The 26,251-nt window shown below is 71.1% G+C and carries 22 protein-coding genes; 8 read left to right on the top strand and 14 right to left on the bottom strand.

Annotation, left to right across the window (positions count from 1 at the left end; all coding sequences use genetic code 11):
• Positions 1-213 precede the first annotated feature (213 nt).
• Complete coding sequence (locus CCO02nite_RS03520) at positions 214-1,122, bottom strand: cation efflux transmembrane domain-containing protein (protein WP_146841654.1); 909 nt, start codon at positions 1,120-1,122, stop codon at positions 214-216.
• A 139-nt stretch (positions 1,123-1,261) separates the two neighbouring features.
• On the opposite strand from CCO02nite_RS03520, the gene CCO02nite_RS03515 reads away from it, so the two are divergent.
• On the top strand, positions 1,262-1,756 hold the full coding sequence (locus tag CCO02nite_RS03515; protein WP_146841653.1) for a hypothetical protein: 495 nt from the start codon (positions 1,262-1,264) through the stop codon (positions 1,754-1,756).
• 25 nt (positions 1,757-1,781) lie between these two features.
• On the opposite strand, the gene CCO02nite_RS15970 is transcribed toward CCO02nite_RS03515, so the two are convergent.
• The 11 genes from CCO02nite_RS15970 to CCO02nite_RS03460 form a co-directional block, all read right to left on the bottom strand.
• Positions 1,782-2,066 carry a M17 family metallopeptidase gene (locus CCO02nite_RS15970; protein ID WP_371862474.1) on the bottom strand — a complete coding sequence of 95 codons (285 nt, stop codon included), beginning with the start codon at positions 2,064-2,066 and terminating at the stop codon, positions 1,782-1,784.
• A 359-nt stretch (positions 2,067-2,425) separates the two neighbouring features.
• Positions 2,426-2,953: a barstar family protein gene (locus CCO02nite_RS03505; protein WP_146841651.1), complete on the bottom strand. Its 528-nt coding sequence runs from the start codon at positions 2,951-2,953 to the stop codon at positions 2,426-2,428.
• A 428-nt stretch (positions 2,954-3,381) separates the two neighbouring features.
• Positions 3,382-5,388: a hypothetical protein gene (locus CCO02nite_RS03500; protein ID WP_146841650.1), complete on the bottom strand. Its 2,007-nt coding sequence runs from the start codon at positions 5,386-5,388 to the stop codon at positions 3,382-3,384.
• A 45-nt stretch (positions 5,389-5,433) separates the two neighbouring features.
• Positions 5,434-7,389 carry an ATP-binding protein gene (locus CCO02nite_RS03495; RefSeq protein WP_146841649.1) on the bottom strand — a complete coding sequence of 652 codons (1,956 nt, stop codon included), beginning with the start codon at positions 7,387-7,389 and terminating at the stop codon, positions 5,434-5,436.
• The gene (locus CCO02nite_RS03490; protein ID WP_246117318.1) at positions 7,386-8,291 is read right to left on the bottom strand and encodes a hypothetical protein; all 906 of its coding nucleotides are present in this window, start codon (positions 8,289-8,291) and stop codon (positions 7,386-7,388) included. The genes CCO02nite_RS03495 and CCO02nite_RS03490 overlap by 4 nt, the downstream gene beginning before the upstream one ends.
• A 20-nt stretch (positions 8,292-8,311) precedes the next feature.
• Positions 8,312-9,004, bottom strand: a complete 693-nt coding sequence (locus tag CCO02nite_RS03485) for a hypothetical protein (protein WP_146841648.1) — start codon at positions 9,002-9,004, stop codon at positions 8,312-8,314.
• Positions 9,005-9,119: 115 nt separating this feature from the next.
• The gene (locus CCO02nite_RS03480) at positions 9,120-9,971 is read right to left on the bottom strand and encodes a hypothetical protein (RefSeq protein WP_146841647.1); all 852 of its coding nucleotides are present in this window, start codon (positions 9,969-9,971) and stop codon (positions 9,120-9,122) included.
• Between the two features lie 742 nt (positions 9,972-10,713).
• A complete protein-coding gene (locus tag CCO02nite_RS03475; protein WP_146841646.1) occupies positions 10,714-12,432 on the bottom strand; it encodes a TniQ family protein in 1,719 nt (572 codons plus the stop codon).
• Positions 12,401-13,288 carry an AAA family ATPase gene (locus CCO02nite_RS03470; RefSeq protein WP_246117317.1) on the bottom strand — a complete coding sequence of 296 codons (888 nt, stop codon included), beginning with the start codon at positions 13,286-13,288 and terminating at the stop codon, positions 12,401-12,403. Before CCO02nite_RS03470 ends, CCO02nite_RS03475 begins: the two co-directional genes overlap by 32 nt.
• Positions 13,289-13,467: 179 nt before the next feature.
• Positions 13,468-15,468 carry a TnsB C-terminal domain-containing protein gene (locus CCO02nite_RS03465; protein ID WP_146841644.1) on the bottom strand — a complete coding sequence of 667 codons (2,001 nt, stop codon included), beginning with the start codon at positions 15,466-15,468 and terminating at the stop codon, positions 13,468-13,470.
• A complete protein-coding gene (locus tag CCO02nite_RS03460; RefSeq protein ID WP_146841643.1) occupies positions 15,465-16,187 on the bottom strand; it encodes a TnsA-like heteromeric transposase endonuclease subunit in 723 nt (240 codons plus the stop codon). The genes CCO02nite_RS03465 and CCO02nite_RS03460 overlap by 4 nt, the downstream gene beginning before the upstream one ends.
• Positions 16,188-16,457: 270 nt before the next feature.
• On the opposite strand from CCO02nite_RS03460, the gene dnaK reads away from it, so the two are divergent.
• The 4 genes from dnaK to CCO02nite_RS03440 all read left to right on the top strand — a co-directional run bounded on the left by dnaK (position 16,458) and on the right by CCO02nite_RS03440 (position 20,407).
• Positions 16,458-18,311, top strand: a complete 1,854-nt coding sequence (gene dnaK / locus CCO02nite_RS03455; protein WP_146841642.1) for a molecular chaperone DnaK — start codon at positions 16,458-16,460, stop codon at positions 18,309-18,311.
• Positions 18,308-18,949, top strand: coding sequence for a nucleotide exchange factor GrpE (locus CCO02nite_RS03450; RefSeq protein WP_146841641.1), 642 nt, complete (start codon positions 18,308-18,310; stop codon positions 18,947-18,949). Before dnaK ends, CCO02nite_RS03450 begins: the two co-directional genes overlap by 4 nt.
• 40 nt (positions 18,950-18,989) lie before the next feature.
• Positions 18,990-19,964 carry a DnaJ C-terminal domain-containing protein gene (locus CCO02nite_RS03445; RefSeq protein ID WP_146841640.1) on the top strand — a complete coding sequence of 325 codons (975 nt, stop codon included), beginning with the start codon at positions 18,990-18,992 and terminating at the stop codon, positions 19,962-19,964.
• 89 nt (positions 19,965-20,053) lie between these two features.
• On the top strand, positions 20,054-20,407 hold the full coding sequence (locus CCO02nite_RS03440) for a heat shock protein transcriptional repressor HspR (RefSeq protein ID WP_146841800.1): 354 nt from the start codon (positions 20,054-20,056) through the stop codon (positions 20,405-20,407).
• 27 nt (positions 20,408-20,434) lie between these two features.
• Here CCO02nite_RS03440 and CCO02nite_RS03435 read toward each other — a convergent pair whose 3' ends face one another.
• Positions 20,435-20,761 (bottom strand): YbjQ family protein, encoded by a 327-nt coding sequence (locus tag CCO02nite_RS03435; RefSeq protein ID WP_246117316.1) that lies wholly within the window; start codon positions 20,759-20,761, stop codon positions 20,435-20,437.
• Positions 20,762-20,810: 49 nt separating this feature from the next.
• Positions 20,811-21,791, bottom strand: a complete 981-nt coding sequence (locus CCO02nite_RS03430; RefSeq protein ID WP_146841639.1) for a GlxA family transcriptional regulator — start codon at positions 21,789-21,791, stop codon at positions 20,811-20,813.
• Positions 21,792-21,862: 71 nt separating this feature from the next.
• Here CCO02nite_RS03430 and CCO02nite_RS03425 point away from each other — a divergent pair, with 71 nt between their 5' ends.
• The 3 genes from CCO02nite_RS03425 to CCO02nite_RS03415 all read left to right on the top strand — a co-directional run bounded on the left by CCO02nite_RS03425 (position 21,863) and on the right by CCO02nite_RS03415 (position 26,222).
• A complete protein-coding gene (locus CCO02nite_RS03425) occupies positions 21,863-23,191 on the top strand; it encodes an MFS transporter (RefSeq protein WP_146841638.1) in 1,329 nt (442 codons plus the stop codon).
• Positions 23,192-23,319: 128 nt separating this feature from the next.
• Positions 23,320-24,846, top strand: a complete 1,527-nt coding sequence (locus CCO02nite_RS03420; RefSeq protein ID WP_146841637.1) for an FGGY-family carbohydrate kinase — start codon at positions 23,320-23,322, stop codon at positions 24,844-24,846.
• A 110-nt stretch (positions 24,847-24,956) separates the two neighbouring features.
• Entirely contained in the window at positions 24,957-26,222 is a 1,266-nt protein-coding gene (locus tag CCO02nite_RS03415; RefSeq protein WP_146841636.1) for an LCP family protein, read from the top strand.
• Positions 26,223-26,251 lie beyond the last annotated feature (29 nt).

The following is a 26,251-nucleotide window of genomic DNA, read 5'->3' as shown; positions in this document are numbered from 1 at the left end:
CCTACGGGCGACGAAGGGGCGCGTGGAGGAGCTCATCGAACCTGTCCGGAGCCCGACGCTCTGACCTGCGGTCGGACAAGTAGATGAGAAGGCGCTCGTCTCACGAAGTTGTCCGAATCCTCAGCGCGGAGGCTGCCGCGGGCCTCGATGTCTACGACCGGCGTGGCAGTGGTCGCCGCCTGCGAGGATCACCAGGTGCCACTCACGACCCCGCTACGTGACTAGGTTGGCGTCGGTTGTGAGTTCGACGTTGGCCCACAGCTCGTAGCCGAGAGCCTCGAGGCGCCCGACGAGTGCGCGCCGGACGCGGTCCTCGTCCGAGACGTCCCAGTCGCCCGGAGTCACGAGGAAGTCCACCTCGATGTAGAGCCGCTCACCGAGCTTGGTGGCGCGTACGAGCGGCTCGGGCAGCTCGAACTGGCCGCGGACGTCTCGCACGGCCTGGTCGATCGCCTCGGTGACCTCGGGCGGCGGGGCGGCCTCCATCAGCTCGAGGCCGGCGGCGCGCAGCAGCCGGATGGGTATCGGGACGAGCACGACGCAGGCCAGCAGCACGAGTCCCGGGTCGACGTAGCGCACGATGTCGTCGAGGGACCAGGCGGACAGGAGCAGCGCGACGCCGGCGCCTGCCGCGTAGACGAGGCTCAGCACGGCCCCGGCGCGCCACTGGGCGACCTCGGCCGCCACCAGGTCGGAGTCCGGCGCGGTGCGGCCGAGCCAGCGTGCCAAGGCCAGCGAGACCAGCATGGTGACGATCCCGTAGGCGGCGACCGTGGCGGCTGCGACGTCGGATCCGCCGTCGAGGATGATCCCGATGGCGTCGGCGGCCGCGTAGAGGAGGGTGCCGAGCAGTGCGGCGCCCTGGATCGCGATGGCGATCGGGGTGATCGCCTGTCGGCCGAACGGAAAGCGGGCGCTGGGTGCGATCGCCGCGGCCCGGGACGCGGCCAGGGACAGCGCGGACAGGACGATGCCGAGCAGGACGAAGGCGCCGTCGAAGAGCAGCACACGTGACTGCGCGGCGATGCCCCACACCATCGCGAGGATGCCCACGACTCCCGCGCCGATGATCGATCCGATCAGGGCGCGACGCTCGGCCCGCTTGGTGTCAGCATCTGCCACGGCCGCCTCAGCTCCCCAGCTCTCTGCGACGACGGCGTCGTCGCATGCGTCAACCTACCGACGCGGGGTACACCCGGCGGGCGGGGGGACTACGGTCGATCGGTACGGCACACAACCAACTGCGAGGCGGGAGTCCCCGATGAACGAGCGGCTTGGCATCCTGAAGTCAGACGAGCGTGATCTGCTGCGTGAGACCGAGCCCGCGCGGATGGAGCTGCTGGATGAGGACGACCTGATCGCGTTGCACACCCGGGTCCGGCGCGCGCGCAAGAAGTACCAGAAGAACTATCGACGCCAGGGCGCCGAGGGCGTGCAGGAGCACGGTGGCCGCGGAGTGTCGCGGCCCAAGAACACGCGTGCGGCGCAGAAGGCGGAGATCTTCGAGGACGCGCTAGCCGACGTGAGCGACCGGTTGGCTGTGTTGGCCAGGGCCGCTGCGGAGGAGCTCAAGCAGGAGCGGCTCGCTGCCGCGCAGGCGGCCCGGTCGGCGGGTCCGGACAGCGTCGGCCGATCCGCGGAGAGTTCGGGTGCCGGGGTTGCCCGGGAGCACCGGCAGACGACCGGTGGCGCCAAGCGCAACGCGTCCTCGCAGGCGGCCGGGGCTCGTCGTCAGGCAGCTCGGGACGGCCGCTGACCGTTCGTCGCCCCGGCCCGGAGGTCTACCGGGTCGGCGCGACGCACGTTGACGCGACCTCGACGAGGGACAGGATGGTGTCGTCGTTGCCGATGACCCCCGCGGTGAGCGTGCCGAGTGCGGGCAGGCAGGCGCCGGTGAGCGTGGCGATGTCCACGATCGCGTCGACGCCGTCTTCGTTCGCCAGAGCGATGGCGTCGGCCATGACCAGCCGGCGTTCGGCGTCGGTGTTGACCATGTCCACCTTCATCGCCGCGTGCATCGCGTTGGACGGCTTGAGGCTGATGCCACCGGAGTCGTAGGTGATCACCGTCGCTCGACAGGCTGAGGAAGTCTGAGAACCGCGTCCGACCGGACATCTCTGACGCGCCGATGACACGGAAGTGAGAAGTTGCCACGCTCCGTGAGATCCCACAGCGCTGTAGGACCGCATCCAAGTTGTCCGGTGCCTGACGTTGTGACCTGAGGTGGGACAACGAGCGGAGGCACACGCCGTCTCACCTAGTTGTCCAAATCCTCAGCGCCACACGCCTGCGAGGAGCGCACCGCAGCACGCAGCGGGAGGCGCCGAGTTCGACCCGTCGGTCGTCGAACCGCCGGGTGAGATCTTCGGCACCGACCGCAGGTCTGATCCGCAGATGCGCTCGAGCGCTTCCAGGGACTGACCGCTCACTCGCGCGCTGAGACGAGCCACTCGCGGCCGTTCCAAGGGACGCTGAACCCACCGACTGGTCCGAGCTGGAAGCGGGGGTCGTCGACGCCGAGCAGCCAGAGGAGTCGGTGGCCGAAGACCAGTCCGTAGCGGCTCGTGGCTGTGAAGAGGTCCGCGAGTGCGGTTGCGAGGTCCGGCTGCCGGCGTGCGAACACCCCAAAGTTGGCGAGAGTGACGGCGAGGCCGGTTCGCTCGACATTCCAGCCGTAGTCGCCGTGGGCCACGTCGCCCAGGCAGTCGGCCATCGCGTCGAGATTCCGGCCGTAGTAGTTCGGAAAGTCGAGTGCGGCCGCGACAGCGTCATGCAAGGTCAGTTCGTCCCAGGTCGCCGCGTCGATGTGTGTGCGGTCGTACGCCAGCGTCTCCAACCCTTCCTCGGCTTCCCTGAGTACGGCAGGGTCGAGGTAGAGCGCGACGCCGCCGCCACGCACGAGGTTGAAGTCTGCGGGGTGGGTGACGTCGGCGTCGAGATCGAAGGTCGGCACCGCTCGAACCTACTCGGAGCTGACAGCCGTTCGGCGGATGCGCGGTGAGATTCGCCGCCCGGACTCGCTCGGACCCACGCATCGAGCGTCCCGCGTGGCCAAGTCGGTGGGATTCGGACACGCCGTGGCCAACTTCGTGGGATTTCGCCAAATCGGACGGGATCCCACAGTGAGTGTGGGTTCGCGCCGAATACGGCGGATCGCCGGCCCCGCGACCTGAGCTTTCGCGACGAGGTGGCGGAGGGGTGTTCTCACTGAAGTGGCGGGTTCTGCGCGCGCGAGTCCCGCGCGGCGGTGTCAGGCGGGGCAGTGCCCCTCGCGCCCTCTCCCACACGTACGGTCGACCGCGTCCGGACCCCTCGGCCGGGTCTCTGTGCGTCCACGAGAACACCAGGGCGATGCGGCGGCTCTGACATGGGAGATGAGCGTCAGATGGCCGTCGTCCCCTTGACGTTGCGGGGTGTGGGTCGGTTGCCGACGACCACGGCCACGACGGTGTGCTGCGGCGACGCTTCGGGATCTGCTCGGTGCTCGGCCACCCAGGCGAGGTCCGGCAGGGTGCGGACGCCGGCGGAATGGTCGGTCAGGTCCAGGACGAGGAGCTGGCTGAATGGCTCCCCGGACCCGGAGTACGCCGCGGCCTGGCCGAGGTAGCTGCGCTCAAGTGCCCGCGGCGTCGAGTCTGCGAGCTCGCGCTTCACCTCTGTTACGAGTTCCACGTCGCCGAACCTGATTGTCACGTCAGCCCTGCCGGTCGCGATGTCCGAGACCTCCGCGTGCACCCGGCCGGCGAACTCCCACGGGCCGGCGAGCCATATGTAGAACTCCCACTGCAGGTCGGCCTCGACGGGCAGCGATGCCCCCTTCGCTGGCACGCTGATGATGTTCTTCATGCCCTTCATGAGCGGCCCGCCGCGGTCGTAGCGATCGAGCAGGAAGGTCAGCGTGCGCTCGAGCAGCGCGATCACCGCGGCTCTGGTCTCGCCAGTGAAGCGCGGGTTGATCTCGAGGGAGGTGACGATGGAGTCCCGCATGCGCTTCAGCGTGGAGTGGGGAGGCTGACGTCTTCGCAGGGGTGCGGCGACGCCCTCGGCGTCGCGAAGAGCGTCGTCGTCGAGCATCGCCGCGAGGTGCTGACAGATGTCGTCGCCGAACGCGAGCAGGGAGGGCGCGAGCCTGAGGATTCGGCCCAGCGCGGCGTCGCGGTCGGTGGGTGGTGAGGTGGGATCAGCTGTGCTGCGCGCCCGCGCGGCCTTCGCCGCAGCGAGAACCGCGGCCGCAGCGGGCGGTAGGACCGCTTTGCCGCCCGCGAGGTCGTGGTCGACCATGCGCTCGAGCTGGCCGAGCAGGACGGCGTTGCCGGCGACTGTAGCGGCGATGGTGGGGCGGATCGCGGCGAGGAGCCCTGGGGCAGGGTCGATCACGCGTTCGGCCTCGTAGACCGCGGCAAGTTGCCCTGCGGCGGCGCGGGCATCAAGCCAACTGTCCTCGCGGAGTCGGTCGGCCGCCTGACGCAGGTCGAGGACGAACGCCAGCCACGCGGTCTCGGCGTCGCGGGCGCCGGCGCGCCAAGCAGGCAAGTGCGCGCCGAGGTGCCACGCACCTCTGCGCGACAGCACGTTGGTCAAGGCCTCGGTAGAAGTCGCGACACCGGTCCAGTCGGCGCGCGCGAACGCGATTACGGCCTCGCATGCCAGTTGGTAGGCGGCGGAGTCGTCGCGGCCCTCATCGACCTCCTGCGCCTGAGCGAACATCGCTGCGGCACGGGCCAGGCCCTCTGTGGCGGCGGACATGTCGGGGACGGACAGTGCGCGCCGCATCTGGCGGCAGGCCAGTTCGTGCAGCGCGTCACCTTCGACAGGCGTGTCCGTGAGAGCGGCGAGGACGTCGATCAGAGGCTGCGCGACCTCGTCGTCAGAACCCCACATCTCGAGTGCGATCCCGACGAGCCGGGGAAGCGGGTCGAGGTAGTCCTCGGCGAACTCTTCAGGCGGCGCAGCGAGCCGATCGAGGACGAGATACGGCCGGGCGAGTTTCGCGAGCGCGACCCGGGCGGCGGCTTCGAGCCTCGCGGCCGCAAGACTCGGCGTGGTGCCGACAGCGTCATCCAGCCCGGTGAGCATCGCGGTGTGGAGCGCTGGCCCGGCGTCGGCTGCCGCGGAGCCGCCGAGCAGGGCGTCGACGGACTCCTGCAGGGCCAGGACGCTCGTTTGCCGCGCCAGGCCGGCTGCGAACGCACGCACGGGACCGCGCCAGGCGTCGGGGTCGGCGTCCGAGGCGACGATGAGCGCGCGGGCGGCCAATGGCGCCAGCGGGTCGTCGGCGAGCGTCGCGAGGATCGGTCCGGCGTCCTCGACGCTGCCTAGCGCGGATGGCGATGCAGGGTGGCCCGAGCGTTCGGCGGCGAGAAGCGCGGTCACGATCCGGTCGTTCACGCCGTGCTCCTTCCCGTTCCCCGTCGCCGTCGTTGGCCGGGTCAGTCACCAGAGCGGCTGGTCAGGGGCTGGCGGCGCGATGATCGCGTCGGCCGGCAGTTTCCCGACGGGCAGGGACTGATCCGCCGACGTGGTCAGCACCTGGAGGTTAGGCGTTTCTGCGGCGGCGCGGATGAGTGCGTCCAGCAGCGCGGCGGCGTCGGAGTCCTGGACCTCTTCAGCTTTCAGGCTGTCGAGCATTAGCAGCCCAGGATGAGTGGCGATGCCGCGCCGGTGACCGACACGCAGGAGTGCGAGAACGGTGGCGATCCGGAGTCGGAGCCGCTCACCGGGAGACTGCGCCGTGAACCCGCCGGCGTCGGCGCCGCCCTTCGCGACCTTGAGCCTCGCGGCCCGGTCGATCCGTATCCCGGTCACGGACTCGATTCCGAACTCGCGTGCGAGGGTGGCGATCTCGTCGCCGAGCTCGTCGAACAGCTCGCGGGACGGCTCGACGAGGTCGGCCTCGAGTTCTGCGACGAGCGCGTCAAGAATCTTGTCGTCGGGGTCGACGAGCACAGGGTTGTCGTCCGGGAGGACGGCGAGCGCTCCTTCGGCGCGGGCGGCGGCGCGCTCAAGCGAGGCGCGCTCGTCCGTTGTTGCAGCGTCCCGCGCCTCACGGAGTTCGACCTCCACCGCCGTGAGGCGCTGGGAGAGCACAGTGACTTCCTCCTCGGCGCGCTCGAACGCCTCGAGCGCGGCGTCTGCCGCTCTCGTGGACGCTGCTAGTGCGGCCTCGATCGCGGCTTGGGTCTCGCGCTCCGTGTCGTCGTCATCGTCGGTTGTGACCGGCTGCGTGCACACTGCGCAGATGTGGCTGTGGGCCTCTGCGGCTCTGCGCTCGGTTGCGACGGGCGCCTCGCATCTAGGGCATGCGACTGGGTCGAGGCCATGGAACAGCGCCCGCGCGACGGCGGACTCGCGATGGTCGTTCAGCGCGCGTTGGTCATGCTGGCGTGCGGCACGGGCCTGACGGTGCAGCGCGCCGGCGGCGGTCCACGCGGCCTCCGCGTCGGCTAGCTGGCCGGCCACGGTTGTCACATCGGCTGCGACTGCAGACGCCGGCCTTGTCGCGGATCGGAGCGCGAGTTCGCTGAGCGCGGTGCGGGCTGCTTGGAGCGCGTCGAGTTGTGCGCGGCGGGCGTCGGCGCGCTCGGTGTCCGAGGTGCGCGAGGCCGCGGCGTTCTTGGCGCGGTTGCGCGCCGCGTCGCGGGCGGCTCTGACGCGGGTATACAGCGCGGCGCCAGGCAGGTCCAGGAACACCGTGAGCAGACGCCCTGCCAGGCCCGCCATGGCGGTCTCGCCGATCAGGACGGGCTCTCGTCCCGCGGGCGGGTACAGCGCGCCGAAGTACGAGGCCCACCGGTGGGGCTGCACGCCTCCGGTGTTGAGCGCGGCGAGCAGCGGCTCTAGAGACAATCGATCCAGCATGAAGACGTCCACGGCGCGCGCGTACTCCTTGGCTGAGGCTGCCGCGAGAATCGTCTTGGTGCCCGTGCCACCCGCACGCAAGGCCGCGAGGTCGGTGGCCTCGACGATGGAGCCCTCGGCGATCGCCCCGTCGCGCATGACGATGCGGAATCCCGTCGGCCTGCCGTTGATCTCGGTGTCGCATTCGATGTCGGTGAGCCACTTGGCGACATCTCGTTGCAGCTCGCGCGGCTCGCCGCGTAGGCACAGCGTGATGGCCTCGAGGATGGTCGTCTTGCCGCGAAGGTTCGCACCGACGGCCATCACGACTCCAGTGGGGATGTCGAATGTGGCGTCGAACGGGCCGGTGCCCTGCGGGCCCGCCTTCGTTCCACGCAGTCGGAGCCGGGTCGCTCGTAGGGACCGGGCCATCACGGGGACGTGTGAGTCCGGAACGGCGTGCGCCGCGAGGACGGCCTCAACGAGGCTCGCGTCGACTCCACTGCGAGCGGCCACGCGCTCAGCGAGCGTCTGGCGCTGCGACGCGCTCACGCGGCACCTGCCTCGCGGATGGCGTCGAGACGCTGACGGACGCGTCCCGTGATCGCGCCGATGCGTGCGTTGTACGCGGTGCCGGCGTATTCCTGCTGCCGGTACTGCTCGTCCTTGAGTTCGGTGCCGCCTTGCCCCGCGGTCACGGCGACGAGCAGCGCCACACGGCCGACGTAGTACTCCAATGCCGGCTCCTCGGCGACTATCTCGCGGGCGACTTCCCGCCCGTGCTCGGTCAGGTAGTAGTTGTGCTGGCGCGTCCGGCCAGGTCTGCCCTCCCGGCGTCGGAACACCAGACCTGGGCCGGCGAGCACGGACAGGGCAGCGTCGAGAGGCTCGTACGCGCCGAACCGATAGCGCAGCATCGGATGCCTGCGAATCTCGGGCTCTTCGGACGTCAGGATCCGCTCGGCGTGGTCGAGCAGTGCGGCGTCCCCGCTTGCCTCGAACCGGTCCAAGAGCATGTTCGCGAAGTAGTCCGGGTTGCGGAGCCAGAAGTCGAGCTTCTGGAGCAGGACCTGCGTGCGCAGCACCGCGACCGCGCCGCTCGGTGCCGCGGGCGGCGGCGGGTCGTCGACCGGCTCGGCGGCGCCGTCGATCAGGAGCAGGAGCCGCACGGCGTCCTGCATTCGGCTTGTCGTGGGCTCGGCGGGCTCCACAGGCTCGTTCGTCAAACCGCTTCCCCTCCTTCGGATGCTCGACATACTGCCGCTTCGACGGCGGGCGAACCGCGATCCGGCAGGCGTGGCGGGCGGCTTCGGTGTATTCCATGTCGCTGAGCGAGCCTGCGAGAAGGCGCTTGTGCGGCTGAGGGCGCGGTTCGCGTCGATGGATGCGGGCGTCATTGCGCACGGGACGTGGGTGAAATCGACGATGTGTTCAGGACGGCCTTGCCGGATCACGCGCGGACGCTGCGTCCGTTTCACGCTTCGGGTCGGCCGAGTGGTGAGCTTGCGAGCAGGGTGGGGACGGTGCTGGTGTCTGCGATCCAGGCGCGCAGGTTCGGGTCGATGTAGCCGGCGACGTCGAGCAGTTGGTTGTGGCGCTTCGCGCAGGGCAGGGGCCAGATCCGGTGGTGGTGCCCGATCCGGTTGCGCAGGTCGCGTAGGTCGCTGATCGGGTCGGCGACGGTTTCGCGGCGTCGGTTGGGGCTGTGCGGGAACGCGCCGGCGAGATCGGGCCAGAGGTTGGTCCACTTCTTCGAGACCAGTTGGTGCCACAGACCGAACGAGGTCTCCGAGAGGATCTGTCCGTGGTCGAGCGGCTTGCCGTTCTCTCGGACCCGTCCACGTGCACGCGAGATGTCGGTGTATGGCTGGCGGTGGCGCGGTGGTCCAGGGCTGAGGTCGCGGCCGAGTTCGCCGGCAGGGTCGTCGAGCCAGGTGCGCTGCAACCCGAGCCGCTGGTGGCGCACGGTCATCCGGGAGTCGAGCGCGTTCCGCAGGGCGACCTCGAGGTGGCCGAGGTCGATGAAGAACGCGGCGGCCAGGTGGGCGTTCCAGGTGTACAACTCGATCGCGCGCACCGGGTCGCCGCCAGTGCGGGTCAGGTACTGACGCAGGCGCGGCTCGCTGATGTGCGTTGCGAGCCAGTCGAGGGGGTCGTTCTTGCTCATGTCTCCCGCTCCACGTATCGTCTCTGTCAACACCCCGGAACCGTCCCTGTAACTCCCTCGGGAGTCGATCACACGGCCGGGGTTTTGCTCTGCCCTGAGGTTCATGACGGCAGCGTCAGGGGGTTGGGTACACAGCGTCGCGTGCTGCGCGGGCCGCCTTGCGTAGTGCCTCTCGGTGGTCGGTGCTGTACGGGTATGCCAGCGCCCGGTGGTACTCCTCGCGCTTGCCGAGTGGGTGCCGTGATGCCGCGACGAGGAACACTCTCTCCAGCAGCAGCCCGGCCTTGCGCAGCTCGAGGTAGCCGCGCTCGGCCGTTCGTTCGCTGAACCCGTAGAACTCCTGGGCGCGCTCGTTGGCCATGACGAACGTGAGCTTGCCGTTCGGGTCCTGGGTCTCTCGCAGGATCACCAGGAGCATCGCCTTGCCTGGCAAGGACAGGGTGTCGATGAGACCGTCGGTCCAGTAGTCGTACGGCAAGGTCAGGAACCCGCGTCCGCGCGCCGAAGGGTCGTCCAGCGGGTCAGGGCGCCACAGTTCGCCGTCGCCGTTTTCCCGCTTCACGGTGATCTCGGGCGTGCCCTTCCGGCCGTCGATCTGAAGGAGCTTCATCCGCTCTAGCGTCGCCATAGCGGTTCGAGTCGCGCGCTCGGTGACGTGATCGCCGAGCAGGCGCGCCCACACCCGGATGTGCAGGGGGTTGCTGGGCAGGATCGGCTGCAGCGCGTGGATCGTGAGCAGGAGATCGAGCGCGAGCTCCTTGCGGCCTGTGACGAGCTCGGCGAGCACCGACGCTCGCGGCTTCGTCTCTCGCTGGACGAAGTCTTTGCGGATCCGCACGAACCCCCGCTTGGCCTGAGCGAGCAGATCAGCGCGCGTCCAGGCGGCGTCCGGCGCGGCCTGATCCTCCAGGCCTGCGAACGGGTCCCGCTCAGTGAGAGCGGCATCGGGTGCTCGGGTGGTGTCCACGCCCAAGAAACTACATGGCGAGGTCAACGGGAACGCGGCTCCAGGATCCGAAAGTGCGCTGATTCAGGTGCCAGTGTGGGAGTCGGTGCTAGGTCACGTGCGAGCCCGTGTGAGACCTCTGCGAGTCTCGACGTAGAGGGGTGCGGGGCCCTGGTCCGATGCGCGACCAGTCCCCGGTGCCGCCGACTGCCTTCAGAGACGGAAGTTAACGCGGACTTGGGCACTCGCTGGTTGAGATCTGCTGGCGTCCAGCGTTGGCATGGCGATGGTTTCGGCGTGAGATGCGTCTGGCCGGCCGCCGGGTACACGGCGGAATCGTGGTGACCCCGCCGGCGCGGCGTCGCGGCGACGTGTCGATCGCACGCCGGCCTCTCAGGGCCAACAGGGCGCGTCGGCCTCTCGGGCTCGGCTCGCCGGGTTCGGTCACCAGGCGTCGAGCGTGCTCGCGGAGCTGGATTACAAAGGATTGCAAAGGGAGGTGCCCCCGGGCGATCCCCTCCCGATGCCTCGGCCAGGGCACGGCCTGCTAGAACTCGAGGGACCACGGCTCGCGTGCGCCGTCTGCGGTGAGGAGCGAGTGGCGCACGAGCGCAGACAACGGGCCACTCAAGCGGGCGACGCTGCGCGCCGTGTCTGCCGTGTCGACGGCGGAGCGAAGTGCCTGGCCGACCGTGATGTGCTCCTCTGCGCGTCGACTGCTGAGTTGGAGCCACGCGGCCACGGCTGCGTGTTCGTCCGGCGTTCATGGGGGGTGCGCCCGCGGAGTCTCGTCGTCAAGCAGGCCGAGGCGCGCGCCGATCGCCTTGCGTAGCTCTCCCGATAGGCGCCGAGGGAGCTCGGCATGCCGAAGGGCGGGCTGGGCGAACGCGAGGTCGCCGCCGGTGTAGTCGAGCCAGAAACGACCAGCGGTCTCGGTGGCCGAGGCGTGTCCGTCCTCGCCGAGCAGCGTAGCCGCCTGCTGGCAGGCTGCGATCAGGGCGTGGACATCGGCAAGTCTGAGACGTCGGCGCTGGTAGTCGACGGTAGGCGGTACGTCGTGGACGCCGTGGTAGAGCTTGTCGAGCGCTGCCAGGTAGGTGGGCCAGAGCTTTGCCTCGTAGATCGCCCTCCAGTGCGTCCTGAATTGGGCTGCGGTCATCGCGGGTAGGCCGAGGGCGATCGCGATGCGGCCCCAGGGTCGGTCGGTGCCGTACCGCGCGAGACACGTCGCTGTGAACGCGCGCCCCAGCGGCGAGTCGATGCCGAGGTCCGGCGACGCGTCGAGCCCGAGGGAGCCCTCCCCGACGACTTGTGGGATCCACGCGAACGGCAGCGCTGCCCGTCCGTCGGACTGCTGCAGGACGCGTGTCGTGGGGTTCACGCCGTCGGGATACCGGGGCCGGTCGGATCCGAGTCGGTGGCTGAGCTCAGCGCCGAGGCTGAACGTGCCGTGGAAGCCGGTGAGCGTGATCGCGACGATCAGCGGGTTGCGCGCCTTGGAGCGCACATGCGCGTCGCTGGCCAGTGGTGCAAGCTCGTTGTTCGGGCCGAACGCCTGCCGGCGTGCGGCCTCGCCCCCGGCGGTGACCAGGCTGCTCGCGCCGAGCACAGCGTGAGCCTCGAGGAGCGCGCGGAGGTAGACCTCAGGGCGGGACGAGCGAGCGGTGTTGACGTGCCGGTCGACCATCGTCAGCCACGCTTCGAGGACGGTCTGAGCGCGGCCATGGGTGCCGCACGTGGGCACCAACCCGTGGGGATCGCTGGCGACTTGGGTCGCGAGCTCGAACAGTGCGGCTTGCGCTTCGACGACGTCGAGGAAGACGACCGGAGCCTCGACCGTCGAGAGGTCGGTCAGGCATCGCCGTCGGTATCGGCCGCCGGTCGACAGCGTGTCGAAGGCGGGGCAAGTGGCGACGTCTGTCCGGCTGGTCAGCCATGCGGAGCCAGCGAACGGTGGGCGGTCGCACCCGGGGCAGGAGTCCACCAGCTCGACGTGGTGCTCGATGCAGACGAGGTGAAGCGGGTCGGTCCACGACTCGTGCCAGTACCCGTCGTGGCGCAGGCACTCCGGGCAGAACTTCGTCCGTGACAGCGCGGTCGTGCGCGCCTCGAGCCTGTTCTCGCGCCGGTACTCGGCGCGCGCGTCCGATAGCGCTCGGCCGATCCCTCCGCGCAGGTCGGAGAGGTTCTCGACCGTCACGGCGAGCCGTTCCGCGAGGTTCTCGCGTGCGGGCGCGGCGAGGCTGTCGAAGCGCAGGACTCGTTGTGCGGGGATGTCCACGCCGACGCTGCGGAGCAGGTCGCGTGGGGACAATGCGTACCTGCTCGCGACGCGGACCAGCCACGACGCCACGTGCTCGTCGATGTGCCGTGGGACGGCGATGGGGAGCCTGTCGACGACGTAGCCGCCGCCCGCCGACCGTAGACGTCGTGCTCGCGCGGCCAGTGGCTCAGCGGCGCGCGGCGCTGACCTCGGCGGCATTGTCGAGAATCACGCGGTCGATGATGCTGCGATCGATCGTCTCCGCGCCGCTCCGGATAGCACGGTGGCATGCGCGGTCGAGCAGGGTCGTGAGCGAGTTGATGTTGCCCTGGGTGCGTCGGAAGATCTCCCGGGCCTCGTCGGTCAGCATCCCCTCACGGGCGTCCGCGAGGACGATGTGCTTCTCCAGGGCGCGCAGCAGGGCCGTCCAGGCGCGATAGCCGGCTTCGTTGTCGATCCGGAACGCTTCGACCGCGCACCGGGTCGCGCGCCGGCTGGTCTGGGCGTAGGCGGTCTGCTCTCCCAGCAGCCCTTCGTCGAAGAACCGCTTCTCGGTGAGGTTCACCCCGGTGTAGACGAACGTCACGGGCATCTCGTTGGCCAGCCACTTGAGGTGGTTCGAGACGTCCATGCCGTTGCGGTGCTTGAAGTCGATGAAGTGCAGGTCGTCGATGATGATCATCTTCGTCTGGCAGGACAGGACGCAGTCGACCGCCAACGCGCCCAGGGTCGAGGTTGACGCCTTGCGGGCACCGGGGTGGCCGTAGAACTCCAGGATCTTCGTGTTGAGGCCCTTGAGCGTGATGCCCGCGGCGAGAGGGACGAAGGCGACCGGCCAGCGCTGGTGCCCCTCGGCGGTCAGATGGCCTTGGGTGCCACACACGCGCCGATGGAGATCCCGCCCGAACTGCTTCGCGATCGTCGTCTTGCCGTTGCCAGCGGGCGCGTCAACGACGGCCGCGCCACGGAGCCGGTCGCCGTCGCGTCGCGACGAGGCCATGACCTGGTCCAGCACGTCGTACGCGTCCAGCACCTGGAAGGTGTTGATCGTCGGCAGGTTGGCGTTCCAGACCATCCGGCACTCGTCGTAGGCCGCGCGCTCCTCGGCGCCCAGGCGCTCGAGCTCGACCCGGTCGAGACGCTCGAGCGGCTCCCGAGGGGCCGCGTTCACGAACGCGTCCCATCCAGCCTTGCGTCCCAGGGCGAACTCCCGCGTGCCGTTGCGCTCGAGCCACAGCGCCCACCGGTTCGTCATCAGTCGAGCACCTCGAACTCGTCGACGGGCTCGTACCGCTCGAAGACGTCGAGATCGTCGGCGGGCTGGGATCGAGCGGCGCGCCGCTCGAGCAGATCGATCACCCCGGGCAGGGCGGCAACCTCTCGTGCGTCGCCGCCGTCCTTGTTCGGCGCTGGTTGTGCGGCGAGCCTCCGGGCGAGGCTCTGGTGGCGGCGGGTCGTGACTTCTCCACGCTGCCAGGCTCGGAGCAGCTCGTGGACGGCGGCCGACGGGTTGTCGACGTGGATGCCGCGGAGCGCGACCCTCTTTGCGTACTCGACGGCGTCGAGGCTGAACGGGGCCCCGAGAGCGGGCGCATGTTCCCAGGCCAGCTCGTGCCACGACCCGTCCGCGGGATCACGGAACCAGATGTGCCGGACGTCTTGCGCGTCGACGTGGAGCGGCCACTTCCCCGGGTGTGCGCCGCCATACGTCGACTGCAGGTTGCGGTACGGGTTCAGGGCGTCGCCGTCGTATCGCAGCCCGTTCACCTCCACGCCATAGTGCTGGATCGTCCGCCACTGCACGTCGAGGAACTCGAACGCGAGCTCACGTGACGTCGGAAGCACGATGCCGCCGGTCCGCGTCAGGCCGATCTCGAACATCTGGGACGGTGTGAACCGCGCACGTGGCACGTCGGGAAGCGCCAACCCTGCGTGCTCGGAGTGGTGATAGACGGTCGACACCCACTCGCGGATGATCTGCTCGAGCTCGGACACGTAGTAGAAGGCGCCCTGCTCGACGGCTTGGCCGCGCGAGTACACGTCGGGGCCCTTGTAGCCCGACAGATGCTGCAGCAAGGACTGCCGCATCGTCCCGAAGAAGCGTTCCAACGTCGGCTTGTCCGTCGGCTTCTTCTTGATGGCCGGCTGAACGCAGATGCCCAGCCGGGCGCACGCGCCGATGACGTGCGCCGAGAGGTACTGCTTGCCGTGGTCGGTCACGATCGTGTCCGGGATGACAGCCGGGAGACCGTTGCGGCGCTCCTGGTGCACGCCGTCGGGCACCTCGGTGCCCACCAGCACGTTGGACGGCACTCCGTGGTACGGCCACTCACCTTCGCTGGCGTCCTGTGGCTGCAGGCACTGGAAGAGCACGTTGGCAACGTCCGAGGCCTTCGTCGAGATGGCCGTCAGACGGAGGCCGAGGATGCACCGCGAGAACAGGTCCATCGCGACCGTGAGTTCGACGGGTACCCATCGCCCGGTCACCGGCTCCATCGCGAAGACGTCAAGCGAGTTCGTGTCGAGCACCACGTACTGGCCCGGCCGGTCGGCGCGCAAGCGCCCAAGAACGCCCTCGGGCCGCCCTGCGACCGAGCGTCGGGCCTTGGCGGACCCGAACGTGTACCGACCCTTCTCCAGGGCGCTCAGGCGACGGTAGGCGGTGGCCTGGTGGGGCAGGTCGACCGAGTCTCCGTGCATGGCAACCACCTGGCGATTGACCTCGTCGATCACCGCGAGCCGCGTGGGCGTCGACGCGCTCGTGTACGACTTCAAGATGGCGAGACATGCCTCGTCCCAGCGCCGATCGACCCTCGCCGCGCGACGCTCCCCGACACGGTTGTCGACCAACCCGTCGATGCCGCGCGCCTGGAACGCCGCGATCCGGCGCTGGAGCGTCCGCACCGAGATGCCCAGCCGCTTCGCGGTCTCGGCCAGTTGCACGCCGGAAGGACCACCCTCTCGGAGAAGCAAGGCGATCTCGGTTGCGCTCGCCTCGGTGGCCTCTCGTGTGCGCCGCGGGAGCGACGACAGTGCAACTGCGCCGAGATCCGAAGGACCTTTCGTGCCTGAGGCGGCTCGATCAGCACTCAGCGGATGAGCGCTCGTTGCGATCTCGGCGATTGCGACGTTGGCGACGTCGCAATCGCGACGCAGCACGGCTTCCCGGGGCGTGACGGCTTCGACCTGCCAGAGAGCGCCTTGCCACCACAGGGCAACGCCCGGGCGAAGATCGATCGTCGCGGTGGGGCTCATGCGGCTCTCACGAGAGTTCGGGCGTCGATGGGAGCGCGCAGGTCACAGGTGAGCTCTCCCCGCCAGAGAGCGGCAAAGACCGCGATCCGCGGGTTCCCGATCATCGCCGCCGCTCGGGCGCTCCGTTCGAGCTCTCCGAGCGTGGTCCCCGTCGCTGGGCAAGCAGCTACGACGCTGTCGACGACCGAGGTGGGGACGATGCCAGGGCGCCGCGCGACCGCGAGCAGACGAACATTGCGCAGCGTCGTCGGATGGGCGCCCGACCAGACCTCGTAGCGCCACCCACGCGCGCCAATGGCGTGCCCCGTCCAGTTCAGCGATGCCCGGACTTCGGGCTTGTCGAGCATGCGTTCCGGCTTGACGTCGATGACGCGGGTCTCGTCGTGCTCGTCGATCACGAGGAAGTCTGGGAACCGCGTGCGGTCCCGTTCGCCATCGCGGCCAGCGAGCTCGAAGGGCTGTGCAGTGATCCGACGTACCCGCGGGTCGAAGTCGGCGAGCCACAACCAAGTGAGTTCCAGAAGGCTCTCGTACCAGACGTGACCGCCGTTGGTCGCCGACCAGAAGAGACCCGGGTAGTTGGACTGGCCGACGTATGAGGGCGGGATCCGCACGGGGCTGCCCTCTGCGAGGCATCTGCCGTCGACCGAGGCGAGCGAGGTCTCCTGCTCCTGGCCCTCGCTCGTGATGTACCTGACGCGCAACGCACCAGCGTCCACGCGTCAACCGTGCGCCTACGACAACTACGTGCGAACCGCGACACGCCGATGACAACTTAACGCGGATACGACAAGTCGGATGCGAACCCACAAGCGCGTCCGAGTCGCGGACGGGTGGCGGGCGGGAATGGTTCGACAGGGCGCAGGGTTGAGCCTGACCGACTCAAGTCTGGCAACGTCGACTTGCAGGGTCCGGGGAGCCGGGTGCAAGGTTGAGCGCAGCGGACTCAAGAGCGTCCAGAGCACCGAAGACGAAAGAAGGCACAGCACATGGCACGAGCAGTCGGCATCGACCTGGGCACGACGAACTCCGTCGTCTCCGTCCTCGAGGGTGGCGAGCCCACCGTCATCGCCAACGCCGAGGGGTCGCGCACGACGCCGTCGGTGGTCGCGTTCTCCAAGACCGGTGAGGTCCTGGTGGGCGAGATCGCCAAGCGCCAGGCCGTCACCAACGTCGACCGCACCATCTCGTCCGTCAAGCGTCACATGGGCTCGGACTGGTCGGTCGAGATCGACGACAAGAAGTACACGTCGCAGGAGATCTCCGCGCGCGTGCTGGGCAAGCTCAAGCGGGACGCGGAGTCCTACCTGGGCGAGCCCGTCACGGAGGCCGTCATCACGGTCCCGGCGTACTTCAACGACGCGCAGCGCCAGGCGACCAAGGACGCCGGCGCCATCGCGGGCCTCAACGTCCTGCGCATCATCAACGAGCCCACGGCGGCCGCGCTCGCGTACGGCCTGGAGAAGGGCAAGGAGGACGAGCTCATCCTCGTCTTCGACCTCGGTGGCGGCACGTTCGACGTGTCCCTCCTGGAGATCGGCAAGGACGACGACGGCTTCTCGACGATCGAGGTCCGGGCGACCTCCGGCGACAACCACCTCGGTGGCGACGACTGGGACCAGCGGATCGTCGACTTCCTGGTCGCCGAGGTGAAGAACAGCAGCGGCGTGGACCTGTCGAAGGACAAGATCGCGCTGCAGCGGCTGCGTGAGGCGGCGGAGCAGGCCAAGAAGGAGCTCTCGTCGGCTACCAGCACCAACATCTCGATGCAGTACCTGTCGATGAGCGAGAACGGCCCGATCCACCTGGACACCAAGCTCACGCGGGCCAAGTTCCAGGACATGACCAAGGACCTGCTCGACCGCACCAAGGCGCCGTTCAACGCGGTGATCCGCGACGCGGGGATCGCGCTCGCGGACATCGACCACGTCGTGCTCGTCGGCGGCTCGACCCGTATGCCCGCGGTGACGGAGGTCGTCACGGAGCTCACGGGCGGGCGCGAGCCCAACAAGGGCGTCAACCCCGACGAGGTCGTCGCCGTGGGTGCCGCGCTGCAGGCGGGCGTCATGAAGGGCGACCGCAAGGACGTCCTGCTCATCGACGTCACCCCGCTGAGCCTCGGCATCGAGACCAAGGGCGGCGTGATGACCAAGCTCATCCAGCGCAACACCGCGATCCCGACCAAGCGCAGCGAGATCTTCTCGACGGCCGAGGACAACCAGCCGTCGGTGCTGATCCAGGTGTTCCAGGGCGAGCGCGAGTTCGCGCGGGACAACAAGCCGCTGGGCACGTTCGAGCTGACCGGCATCGCGCCGGCGCCGCGCGGCATGCCGCAGATCGAGGTCACGTTCGACATCGACGCGAACGGCATCGTGCACGTGTCCGCCAAGGACCGCGGCACGGGCAAGGAGCAGTCGATGACGATCACCGGCGGCTCGGCCCTGCCCAAGGAGGACATCGACCGCATGGTCAAGGAGGCCGAGGAGCACGCGGCCGAGGACGCCAAGCGGCGCGAGGAGGCCGAGGCCCGCAACAGCGCGGAGCAGCTGGTCTACTCCACCGAGAAGCTGCTCGTCGAGAACCGCGAGAAGCTGCCGGAGGACGTCACGACCGAGGTGCAGTCCAAGGTCGACGACCTGAAGAAGGCGCTCGAGGGCACCGACACCGACGCGGTGAAGGCCGCGACGTCGGCGCTGTCGACGTCCGCCCAGAAGATCGGCGAGGCGCTGTACTCGCAGGCCCAGTCGGAGCCGGCGGCCGCCGACGACGAGCCGTCCGACGCGCCCTCGTCGCAGGACGACGACGTGGTGGACGCAGAGATCGTGGACGAGGACGAGAAGTGACCGACCCCACCGCGACCCCCGAGCCCGAGCAGGGCTCGGGGGACGCCCCCCGGTTCACCGACAAGCGCCGGATCGATCCCGAGACCGGTGAGGTGCGCGAGCAGCCCGTGTCCGACGAGGAGGCGGTGCTCGCCGAGGCGGAGTCCGTCGCCGCGGCGGCGGAGGAGAGCGTGGTCCTCGAGGGGCTGATCGAGACGCAGAAGCTGGCCGCGGAGCGGCTCGAGGAGCTGCAGCGGGCCAACGCCGCGTACTTCAACCTCGAGCAGCAGTACTCGTCGTACGTGAAGCGCTCGAAGTCCGAGGCGCTCGTCGCGCACGACCGCGGCATCGCGACCGTCGCGGAGGCGCTCATCCCGGTGCTCGACGACATCGAGCTCGCGCGTCAGCACGGCGATCTCGCCGAGGGGCCGTTCGCGTCGATCGCGGACAAGCTCGAGGCGACGCTCGGCCGCTACGGCGTGGAGCGTTACGGCGCGGCGGGCGAGGAGTTCGACCCCGCGGTGCACGAGGCTCTGATGCACGCGCACTCGTCGGAGGTCACGACCTCGACGGTGCAGATGGTGCTCCAGCCGGGCTACCGCATGGGCGAGCGGATCCTGCGCGCGGCGCGGGTCGCCGTGGTGGACCCGGAGGACTGACGACGAGCCGACGGACGACGATGACGAGGAGGGAGGCGCCGTGACCGGGCAGGACTGGATCGAGAAGGACTTCTACGCGGTCCTCGGCGTCCCCAAGGACGCGGACGCCGCGACGATCAAGAAGGCGTACCGCAAGCTCGCGCGGACCAAGCACCCCGACCACAACCCCGACGACCCGGCGGCCGAGGCGGAGTTCAAGCGCATCGGCGAGGCGTACGCGGTGCTCTCCGATGCCGAGCAGCGCGAGCAGTACGACCAGCTCCGCGCGATGACCGGCGGCGCGCGGTTCACCGCGGGTGGTCGGGGTGCGGGCGGGTTCGAGGACATCCTGGGCGGCATGTTCGGCGGCGGCGGGGCCGGTGGTGGAGGCACGCGCATCCGGTACTCGACGGGCGGCGCCGGGTTCGAGGACCTCCTGGGCGGCATGTTCGGCGGGGGCGGGGGTGGCGGCTTCCAGCCGGGACCGCGGCCTGGCGCCGACCTCGCGGCCGTCGTCGACCTGCCGTTCCGGCAGGCGGTCGAGGGTTCGACGGTCTCGCTGTCGGTCGAGGGGCGCACGGTCAACGCGCGCCTGCCCGCCGGGGTGCGCGACGGCCAGAAGATCCGGCTGCCCGGCAAGGGTCGCCCGGGTCAGGCGGGGGCTCCCGCGGGCGACCTCGTCGTGACCGTGCGCGTCGCGCCGCACCCCGTGTTCGCGCTCGACGGCGCGAACCTGCGCATCACCGTCCCGGTCGCGTTCGACGAGGCAGCGCTCGGCGCGACGATCGAGGTGCCGACCCTCGACGGCACGACGGTGCGCGTCAAGGTGCCGGAGGGCACGCCGTCGGGCCGCACGCTGCGCGTCCGGGGCCGGGGGGTGCCGAACGCCAAGGGCCCCGGCGACCTGCTGGTCACGGTGCAGGTGGTCGTCCCGCAGCGGCTGACGCCCGCGGCGCGGGAGGCCGTGCAGGCGTTCGGCATCGCGACGTCGTCGGAGGATCCGCGCGCCGACCTGATCGCGCAGGCCCGCACGTGACGGCCCGCGCGCACCCGGAGCGGAGGTGACCCGTGGCGCTCGAGGACACCCCGCAGTTCGTCATCTCCGCGGCCGCGACGCTGGCCGGGATGCACCCGCAGACGCTGCGCCAGTACGACCGGCTCGGCCTGGTCTCACCGCGACGGACCGCGGGCCGGGGCCGGCGCTACTCGCTGCGTGACGTTGCGACACTGCGCGAGGTGCAGCGGCTCTCGCAGGACGAGGGCGTGAACCTCGCGGGTATCAAGCGGATCCTCGAGCTCGAGTCCGAGGTGGAGCGGCTGCAGCGGCAGGTCGACTACCTGCGCGCCTACGTCGAACCTGGCCGACGCGTGTTCACGGCCGACCGCACCGGCGACGTGGTCGCGGTCCGGCGCCCCGCACGCGCCACCCGACAGGTCGCGGAGTCCGGGGCGCTCGTGCTCTGGCGTCCGTCGCGCTGACGCCCTCGCGGGCCTGCGGCGGGCCGATCAGACCTGGGAGATGACCACCGCCGTGCCGTACGCGACGACCTCCTGGTAGCCGTTGCCGAGGTCGTTCCCGTCGAACCGCATCGCCAGCACCGCGTTGGCGCCGCGCAGCTGCGCCTGCTGGACGAGCCGCTGCATCGCCTCGTCGCGGCTCTCCTGGAGCTGCTGGGTCAAGCCCCTGAGCTCGCCGCCGACGATCGACTTCAAGCCCGCCCCGAACTGCACACCGATGTGCCGCGTCCGCACGGTCAGGCCGGTCACCTCGCCGAGGATGGCGTCGACCCGGTAGCCCGGTGCGTCGTTCATCGTCGAGACCAGGAACGCCACGTCGTCCACTCCCTTCGCTGCGGCCCGGCGACCGCACGCCGCGTCGACCCTAGCGGGACGGCGGCAGCACGAAGGTCCGGCGATACTCGGACGGGCTGACACCGACCCGGCGGTGGAAGTGCAGCCGCATGTTCGCGGCGGTCCCGAGCCCGCACTCGGCGGCGATCCGGTCGGTGCCCCAGGTGGTTCGTTCCAGCAGCTCGCGGGCTCGATCCACGCGGGCGGCGGTGAGCCAGCGCAGCGGCGACGAACCGGTCTCGGCGGCGAACGCGCGCGCCAGCGTCCGTTCGGAGACGCGGGCGTGCCGGGCGAGGTCGGCCACGACGAGCGGCTCGCCGAGCCGGTCCATCGCCCACTGCCGCGTCGTCGCGAGGCTGGTGGCGGCGGGCTCGGGCACGGCCCGCGCGATGTACTGCGCCTGCCCGCCGTCCCGGTGCGGCGGCGCGACGATCGCGCGCGCGACCTCGTTGGCGACGGCGGCGCCATGATCGGTGCGCAGCAGGTGGAGGCAGACATCGATCCCCGACGCGACCCCCGCCGACGTGATCACGTCACCCTCGTCGACGAACAGCACGTCCGGGTCGACGAGCACGCGCGGGAATGTCGCGGCGAGGCGCTCGGCGTGCGCCCAGTGCGTGGTCGCCCGTCGCCCGTCGAGCAGGCCGGCCGCGGCGAGCACGAACGCACCCACGCAGATCGAGACGAGGCGTGCCCCGCGCGCGTGGGCGGCCCGCAGCGCGTCGAGCACGTCGTCCGGCGGCGGCTCGTGCGTGCGCTCGGACGCGGGGACGACGATCGTGTCGGCCGTCGCCAGGGCCTCGAGCCCGGCGGTGGCCACCACCGCGTAGCCGCCGGAGGTCGGCACCGGGCCGCGCACGCGCCCGCACAGCGTGACGCGGTACCGGTCCGCGGTCCGGCTGGTGAGGATCTGGAACGGCATCCCCACCTCCATCGCGAGCACCTCGGGCAGCGCGAGGACGGCGACCTCGTGCCGCGCGACCGGGTCGTGGCGGGGAGTCGGGACGGGCATGGCAGGAATCTAGCGCAGGTCGGCATTCTGGCCACTCGTCGTGGGCTGCAGGCCGCCGCGACAGTGGTCGCGTGAACCTCGCCGCCTCCCCCGCCGCGTCCCCCGCCGCCATGACCGCACCCGCCGCGCAGGTCGACGGCCCGCGCGTGACGCGGCGACTGCTCCCCGCACAGTCGCTCTACACGTTCGGCATCTCGATCGACCTGACCCTGACGGGCATCGTCGGCGTGCACCTCGCACCGACGCGTGCGCTGGCGACCCTCCCGTTCAGCCTCATCCCCGTGGTCGCGGCGCTCTCGACGTTCGGCATCTCGCGCTGGATCGGGCGCGCCGGGTACCGCCGCGTGTTCGCGGCCGTTCCGGTCACGGCGGTCGTCGCCGGGCTCGTCTCCGCGTACGCCGTGCACCGGCACTCGTTCGCGCTGTTCTGCGTCGGCACGGCGCTCGTCGGCGTCTACCAGGCGGGCGCGGGCTACTACCGGTACGCCGCCGCCGAGGCGAACCCGTCCGGACGCGCCCGCGCGGTGACCACCCTGCTCGCCGGGGGCCTCGTCGCGGCGCTCGTCGGCCCGTTCCTGGCCACCGCGGTCCGCGACCTGGGCACCCGCCCGTACGTCGCGTCCTACCTGCTCGTCGCGGTGTTCGCGGGCGCAGCAGCGCTGTGGAACCTGCGCCTGCCGCGTGACCTCGCACACCTCGCGGGCCCGCGTCCGGCCGCCGCCGACGAGCCCGCGGCGAAGGCCCGCCCGCGACGTGACCTGTGGCGCCAGCCCGTCCTGGTGCTCGGCGTCGCGGCCACGGCGCTGGCGGCCGTGACGATGACGGGGCTGATGACCGCCGGCCCGGTCGCCGGGATGGACATGGGCCACTCGGAGGGGCAGGCGGCGCTCGCGGTGCAGCTGCACATGGTCGGCATGTTCGCGCCGGGCCTGCTCGTCGCGCGGTGGATCGGTCGCCTGGGCGAGCGGCGCGTGGCCGCGATCGGTGCGGTCGTCCTCGTCGGCGCGGGTGCCGCGACGGCATGGACCGACACGTGGGCGTTCCTGGTGGCGATGACGCTCGTCGGCGTCGGCTGGAACCTCGCGTCCAGCGGCGGCTCGGCGATGGTCGCGGCGTCCTACCGGCCCGCCGAGCGTGGCCGGGTCCAGCCCGTGGCGGAGCTGATCGGCACGGCGGCTCAGGTCGTCGGGTCGCTCGCCGCCGGCGTGCTGGCCACGACGGGCGGCTGGCCGGTGCTGGGCGCACTCGTCTGCGTGTCGTCCGTGGCCGTCGCCGTCGGGCTGGCGCGCCCGGTCGGGACGAAGGCCATCGCGACCAGCGCCAGCGTCGCGACCAGCACCAGCATCGCGACCAGCGCCACCACCGTGACCAGCCCGGGCACCGCGACCGACGGCCGCTGAACGACCGTGACCACGGGCCCGACGCCGGTCGCCGGTCCCGAACGTGGGCTGCACCGAGCCGGACGTCGCGACGAGGTCCGGACAGGTTCCTCCCCGCGCGTTCGTGCACGTGTCGCCACAATGGGCGCGTGCTCACCGCGCTCGGCATCGACGTCGGCACCACCAACACCAAGGTCGTGCTCGTCGACGTCGGGACCGGCCGGGCGCTCGCGGTCGCGTCCGCGCCGACCCCGCCGGCCGCACTCCTCGGTCCCGTGCTCGACGACCTGCTCGCCCGGGTGCTGCCCGCGGGACCCGCGCCCGCCGCGGTCGGGATCGCGTCGATGGCCGAGACGGGCGTCGTGCTCGGGCCCGACGACGAGCCGCGCGGCGACTGGCTGCGCTGGGACGGCCACCGCGCCGGTGCACAGGCCGACCGGCTCGCGGCGACCCTCGGGCGCGCCGAGCTGTTCGCCGCGACGGGGGTGCGCGCGTCGGCCAAGGTGCCGCTCGCGACGTGGGCGTGGCTGCGCGAGCACCGGCCGGACGCGCTGCACGCGGGCGGGCGGTGGGCCGGCGCCGCAGACCTGGTGGCGCTCCGGCTGACGGGTGCGCTCGTCACGGACCACACGCTGGCCGGCCGCACGATGGCGTACCGGCTGGGTCGGCCGGGTGCGCTCCCGGCCGGTCTCGATCCCGAGCTGCTGGCCGCCGTCGCGCTCACGTCCGCGCACGTGCCGCGGGTCCTCGCCCCCGGTGAGAGCGTCCCGACGAGGGCCGGGCTCCCGCACCTCGCGGCCGGCCTCCCGGTGACGGTCGCGGGCCACGACCATGCCGTCGGCGCGTTCGCCGCCGGCGTGCGCGCGCCCGGACAGGTCGCCGACTCGGTCGGCACCGCGGAGGTGGTGTGCACCGTCCTGGCCGCCGATCCCGCCCCGGCGCAGGTCGCCGCGGCGGGGATGAGCCTGGTGCGCACCGTCCGTGGCGACCTCGCGGCGCTCGTCGCCGGATCGTCGAGCGCGGGTGGGGCGGTCACCGCGTGGCTCGAGCGCGTCGTCGGCCCGGGCGACGGACCTGCGTCCGACGAGCGTGCGTCCGACGAGCGTGCGCGACGGGTCGCCGACCTGCTGCGGCGGGCGTCGGTGGTCGACGACGAACTGGTCCGGGCGGTGGGCCCGGGCGCCGAGCCGTTCGTCGTGCTGCCGTACGTGCACGGCCGCCAGACGCCCCACCCCGACCCCTCGGCGACGCTGCGGCCGGTGGGCGCCGTCCCGGCGGACCCGGTCGCCGCCGTGCGCGGCGTGTTGCTCGGTGCCGTCCTGCACGCCCGTTGGATGCTCGAGGAGCAGTCGCGGCTCGCGGGCCGACCCCCGGTGGCGCTGCGAGCGCTCGGTGGACCCCTCATCGCCAACCCCGCGTGGGCGGCGCTCAAACGGTGGTGCTCGCCGGTCCCCGTGGACCTGGTCGCCGAGGGGCAGGCGGTCGCGGCGGGCGCGGCGCTCCTCGCGGCCGAGCGGGCGGGACTCGTCGAGGACGCGCCCGAGCTGGCGACGTCGGAGGGCCCGACCGATCCGCGCCAGACCGACCCGCGCCAGACCGATCCGGTTCGGCTCGATCCGGAGACGGTCCGACGGCTGCTGGAGCGGTTCGTCGCCGCCGCGACGGGACCTGCGTGAGCGGACGCGGGCAGGCCTGCGCCGAACGTTCACGAACCGCCCCGCAACCCTGCGCCGAACCTGCGCACCGCGGCGCCCCGGGCGGTCGCCGGCGTCGCTAGCGTCGCGACGTGAGCAGTCCGCGTCACTCTCGTGACCTGCAGGAAGACGGCGCCGCGGCCGCCGTCGCGCGGCACGCCCGCGGTCCGTCGCGGCGCCGTCGGGGGTGGCGGGTCGCGGGCCTCGTCGTCGTCGGCGCCCTGGCGTTCTCGTGCGCGGCCGTCGCGACGGCCGCGCACCGGCTGCGCGGCTCCATGGAGGTCGCGGACGTCGACCGGTACCTGGCCGGCCCGCGTCCCACGTCGACCACCGGAGCCGGCGCGCCGGTGCTGCCGTCGGACGGCTTCGGGGGTCGGGCCGTCAACGTGCTCGTGGTCGGCACCGACATGCGCGACGGCGAGAACGAGCAGATCGGCGGGCCGGTCGGCGGCATGCACAACGACACGACGATGGTCGTGCACGTCTCGGCCGACCGGACGCGCGTCTCGGTGGTCTCCATCCCGCGAGACTCGCTGGTCGACATCCCGGCCTGCCTGCGCCCGGACGGCACGAGCAGCACCGCGGTCCGCGCGCACATCTTCAACGACGCGCTGTGGTTCGGCGGCGGCCCGACGGAGGACCTCGCGTCGGGAGCCGCGTGCGTGATCAGGACGGTCGAGCAGAGCACGGGCGTGCTGATCGATGCGAGCGTCGTCGTCAAGATGGACGGCGTCGCGGCCGTGATCGACGAGCTGGACGGGCTCGACCTCTGCCTCCCGGAGCGCATGGAGTCGCCGAAGGCGGGGCACCTGGTGCTCGACGCGGGCTGGAACCACCTGGACGGGCGGACCGCGATCCAGTTCCTGCGGGCACGGACAGGCAAGGGGAACGGCCTGGAGCTCGGTTCGGACCTCGCCCGGATCGCCCGCCAGCAGCAGATGATCGACGCGCTCGGCGCCCAGGTGCGCTCCGAGGACCTGCTGCGCGACCCGGTCGAGCTGCTCCGCGTCCTCGACGCGGTCGCGCGGTCGCTCAGCGTCAGCCCTGCGCTGGCGGACCCGCGGACCGTGCTCGGCCTCGCCTACAGCCTGCGCGACCTCGACGTGATCGAGCGCGTGATGGTCCCGGTCACCGAGGCGCGCCAGAACCGCAACCGGGTCGTGTGGACGACGGCCGCCGATCAGCTCTGGGCCAGGCTCCTCGCCGACGAGCCGCTCACGGACCGGCCCACCGCTTCCCCCAGGCCACGTCCGCGCGCGTCGGGGCCCACGGTCCGCGCGACGCCGACGGATCGCGCGACGCCGACGGTCCGCGCGACGCCCTCGCCGGGCACGACGACGGCCCCGACCTGCGGCTGAGCCCGTCTCCTTGTCGGTCCGCTGTCGGT

The organism is Cellulomonas composti (assembly GCF_007990245.1).
In the GTDB taxonomy this organism is placed as follows: domain Bacteria; phylum Actinomycetota; class Actinomycetes; order Actinomycetales; family Cellulomonadaceae; genus Cellulomonas; species Cellulomonas composti.
This window is presented reverse-complemented; position numbering and strand designations above follow the sequence as displayed.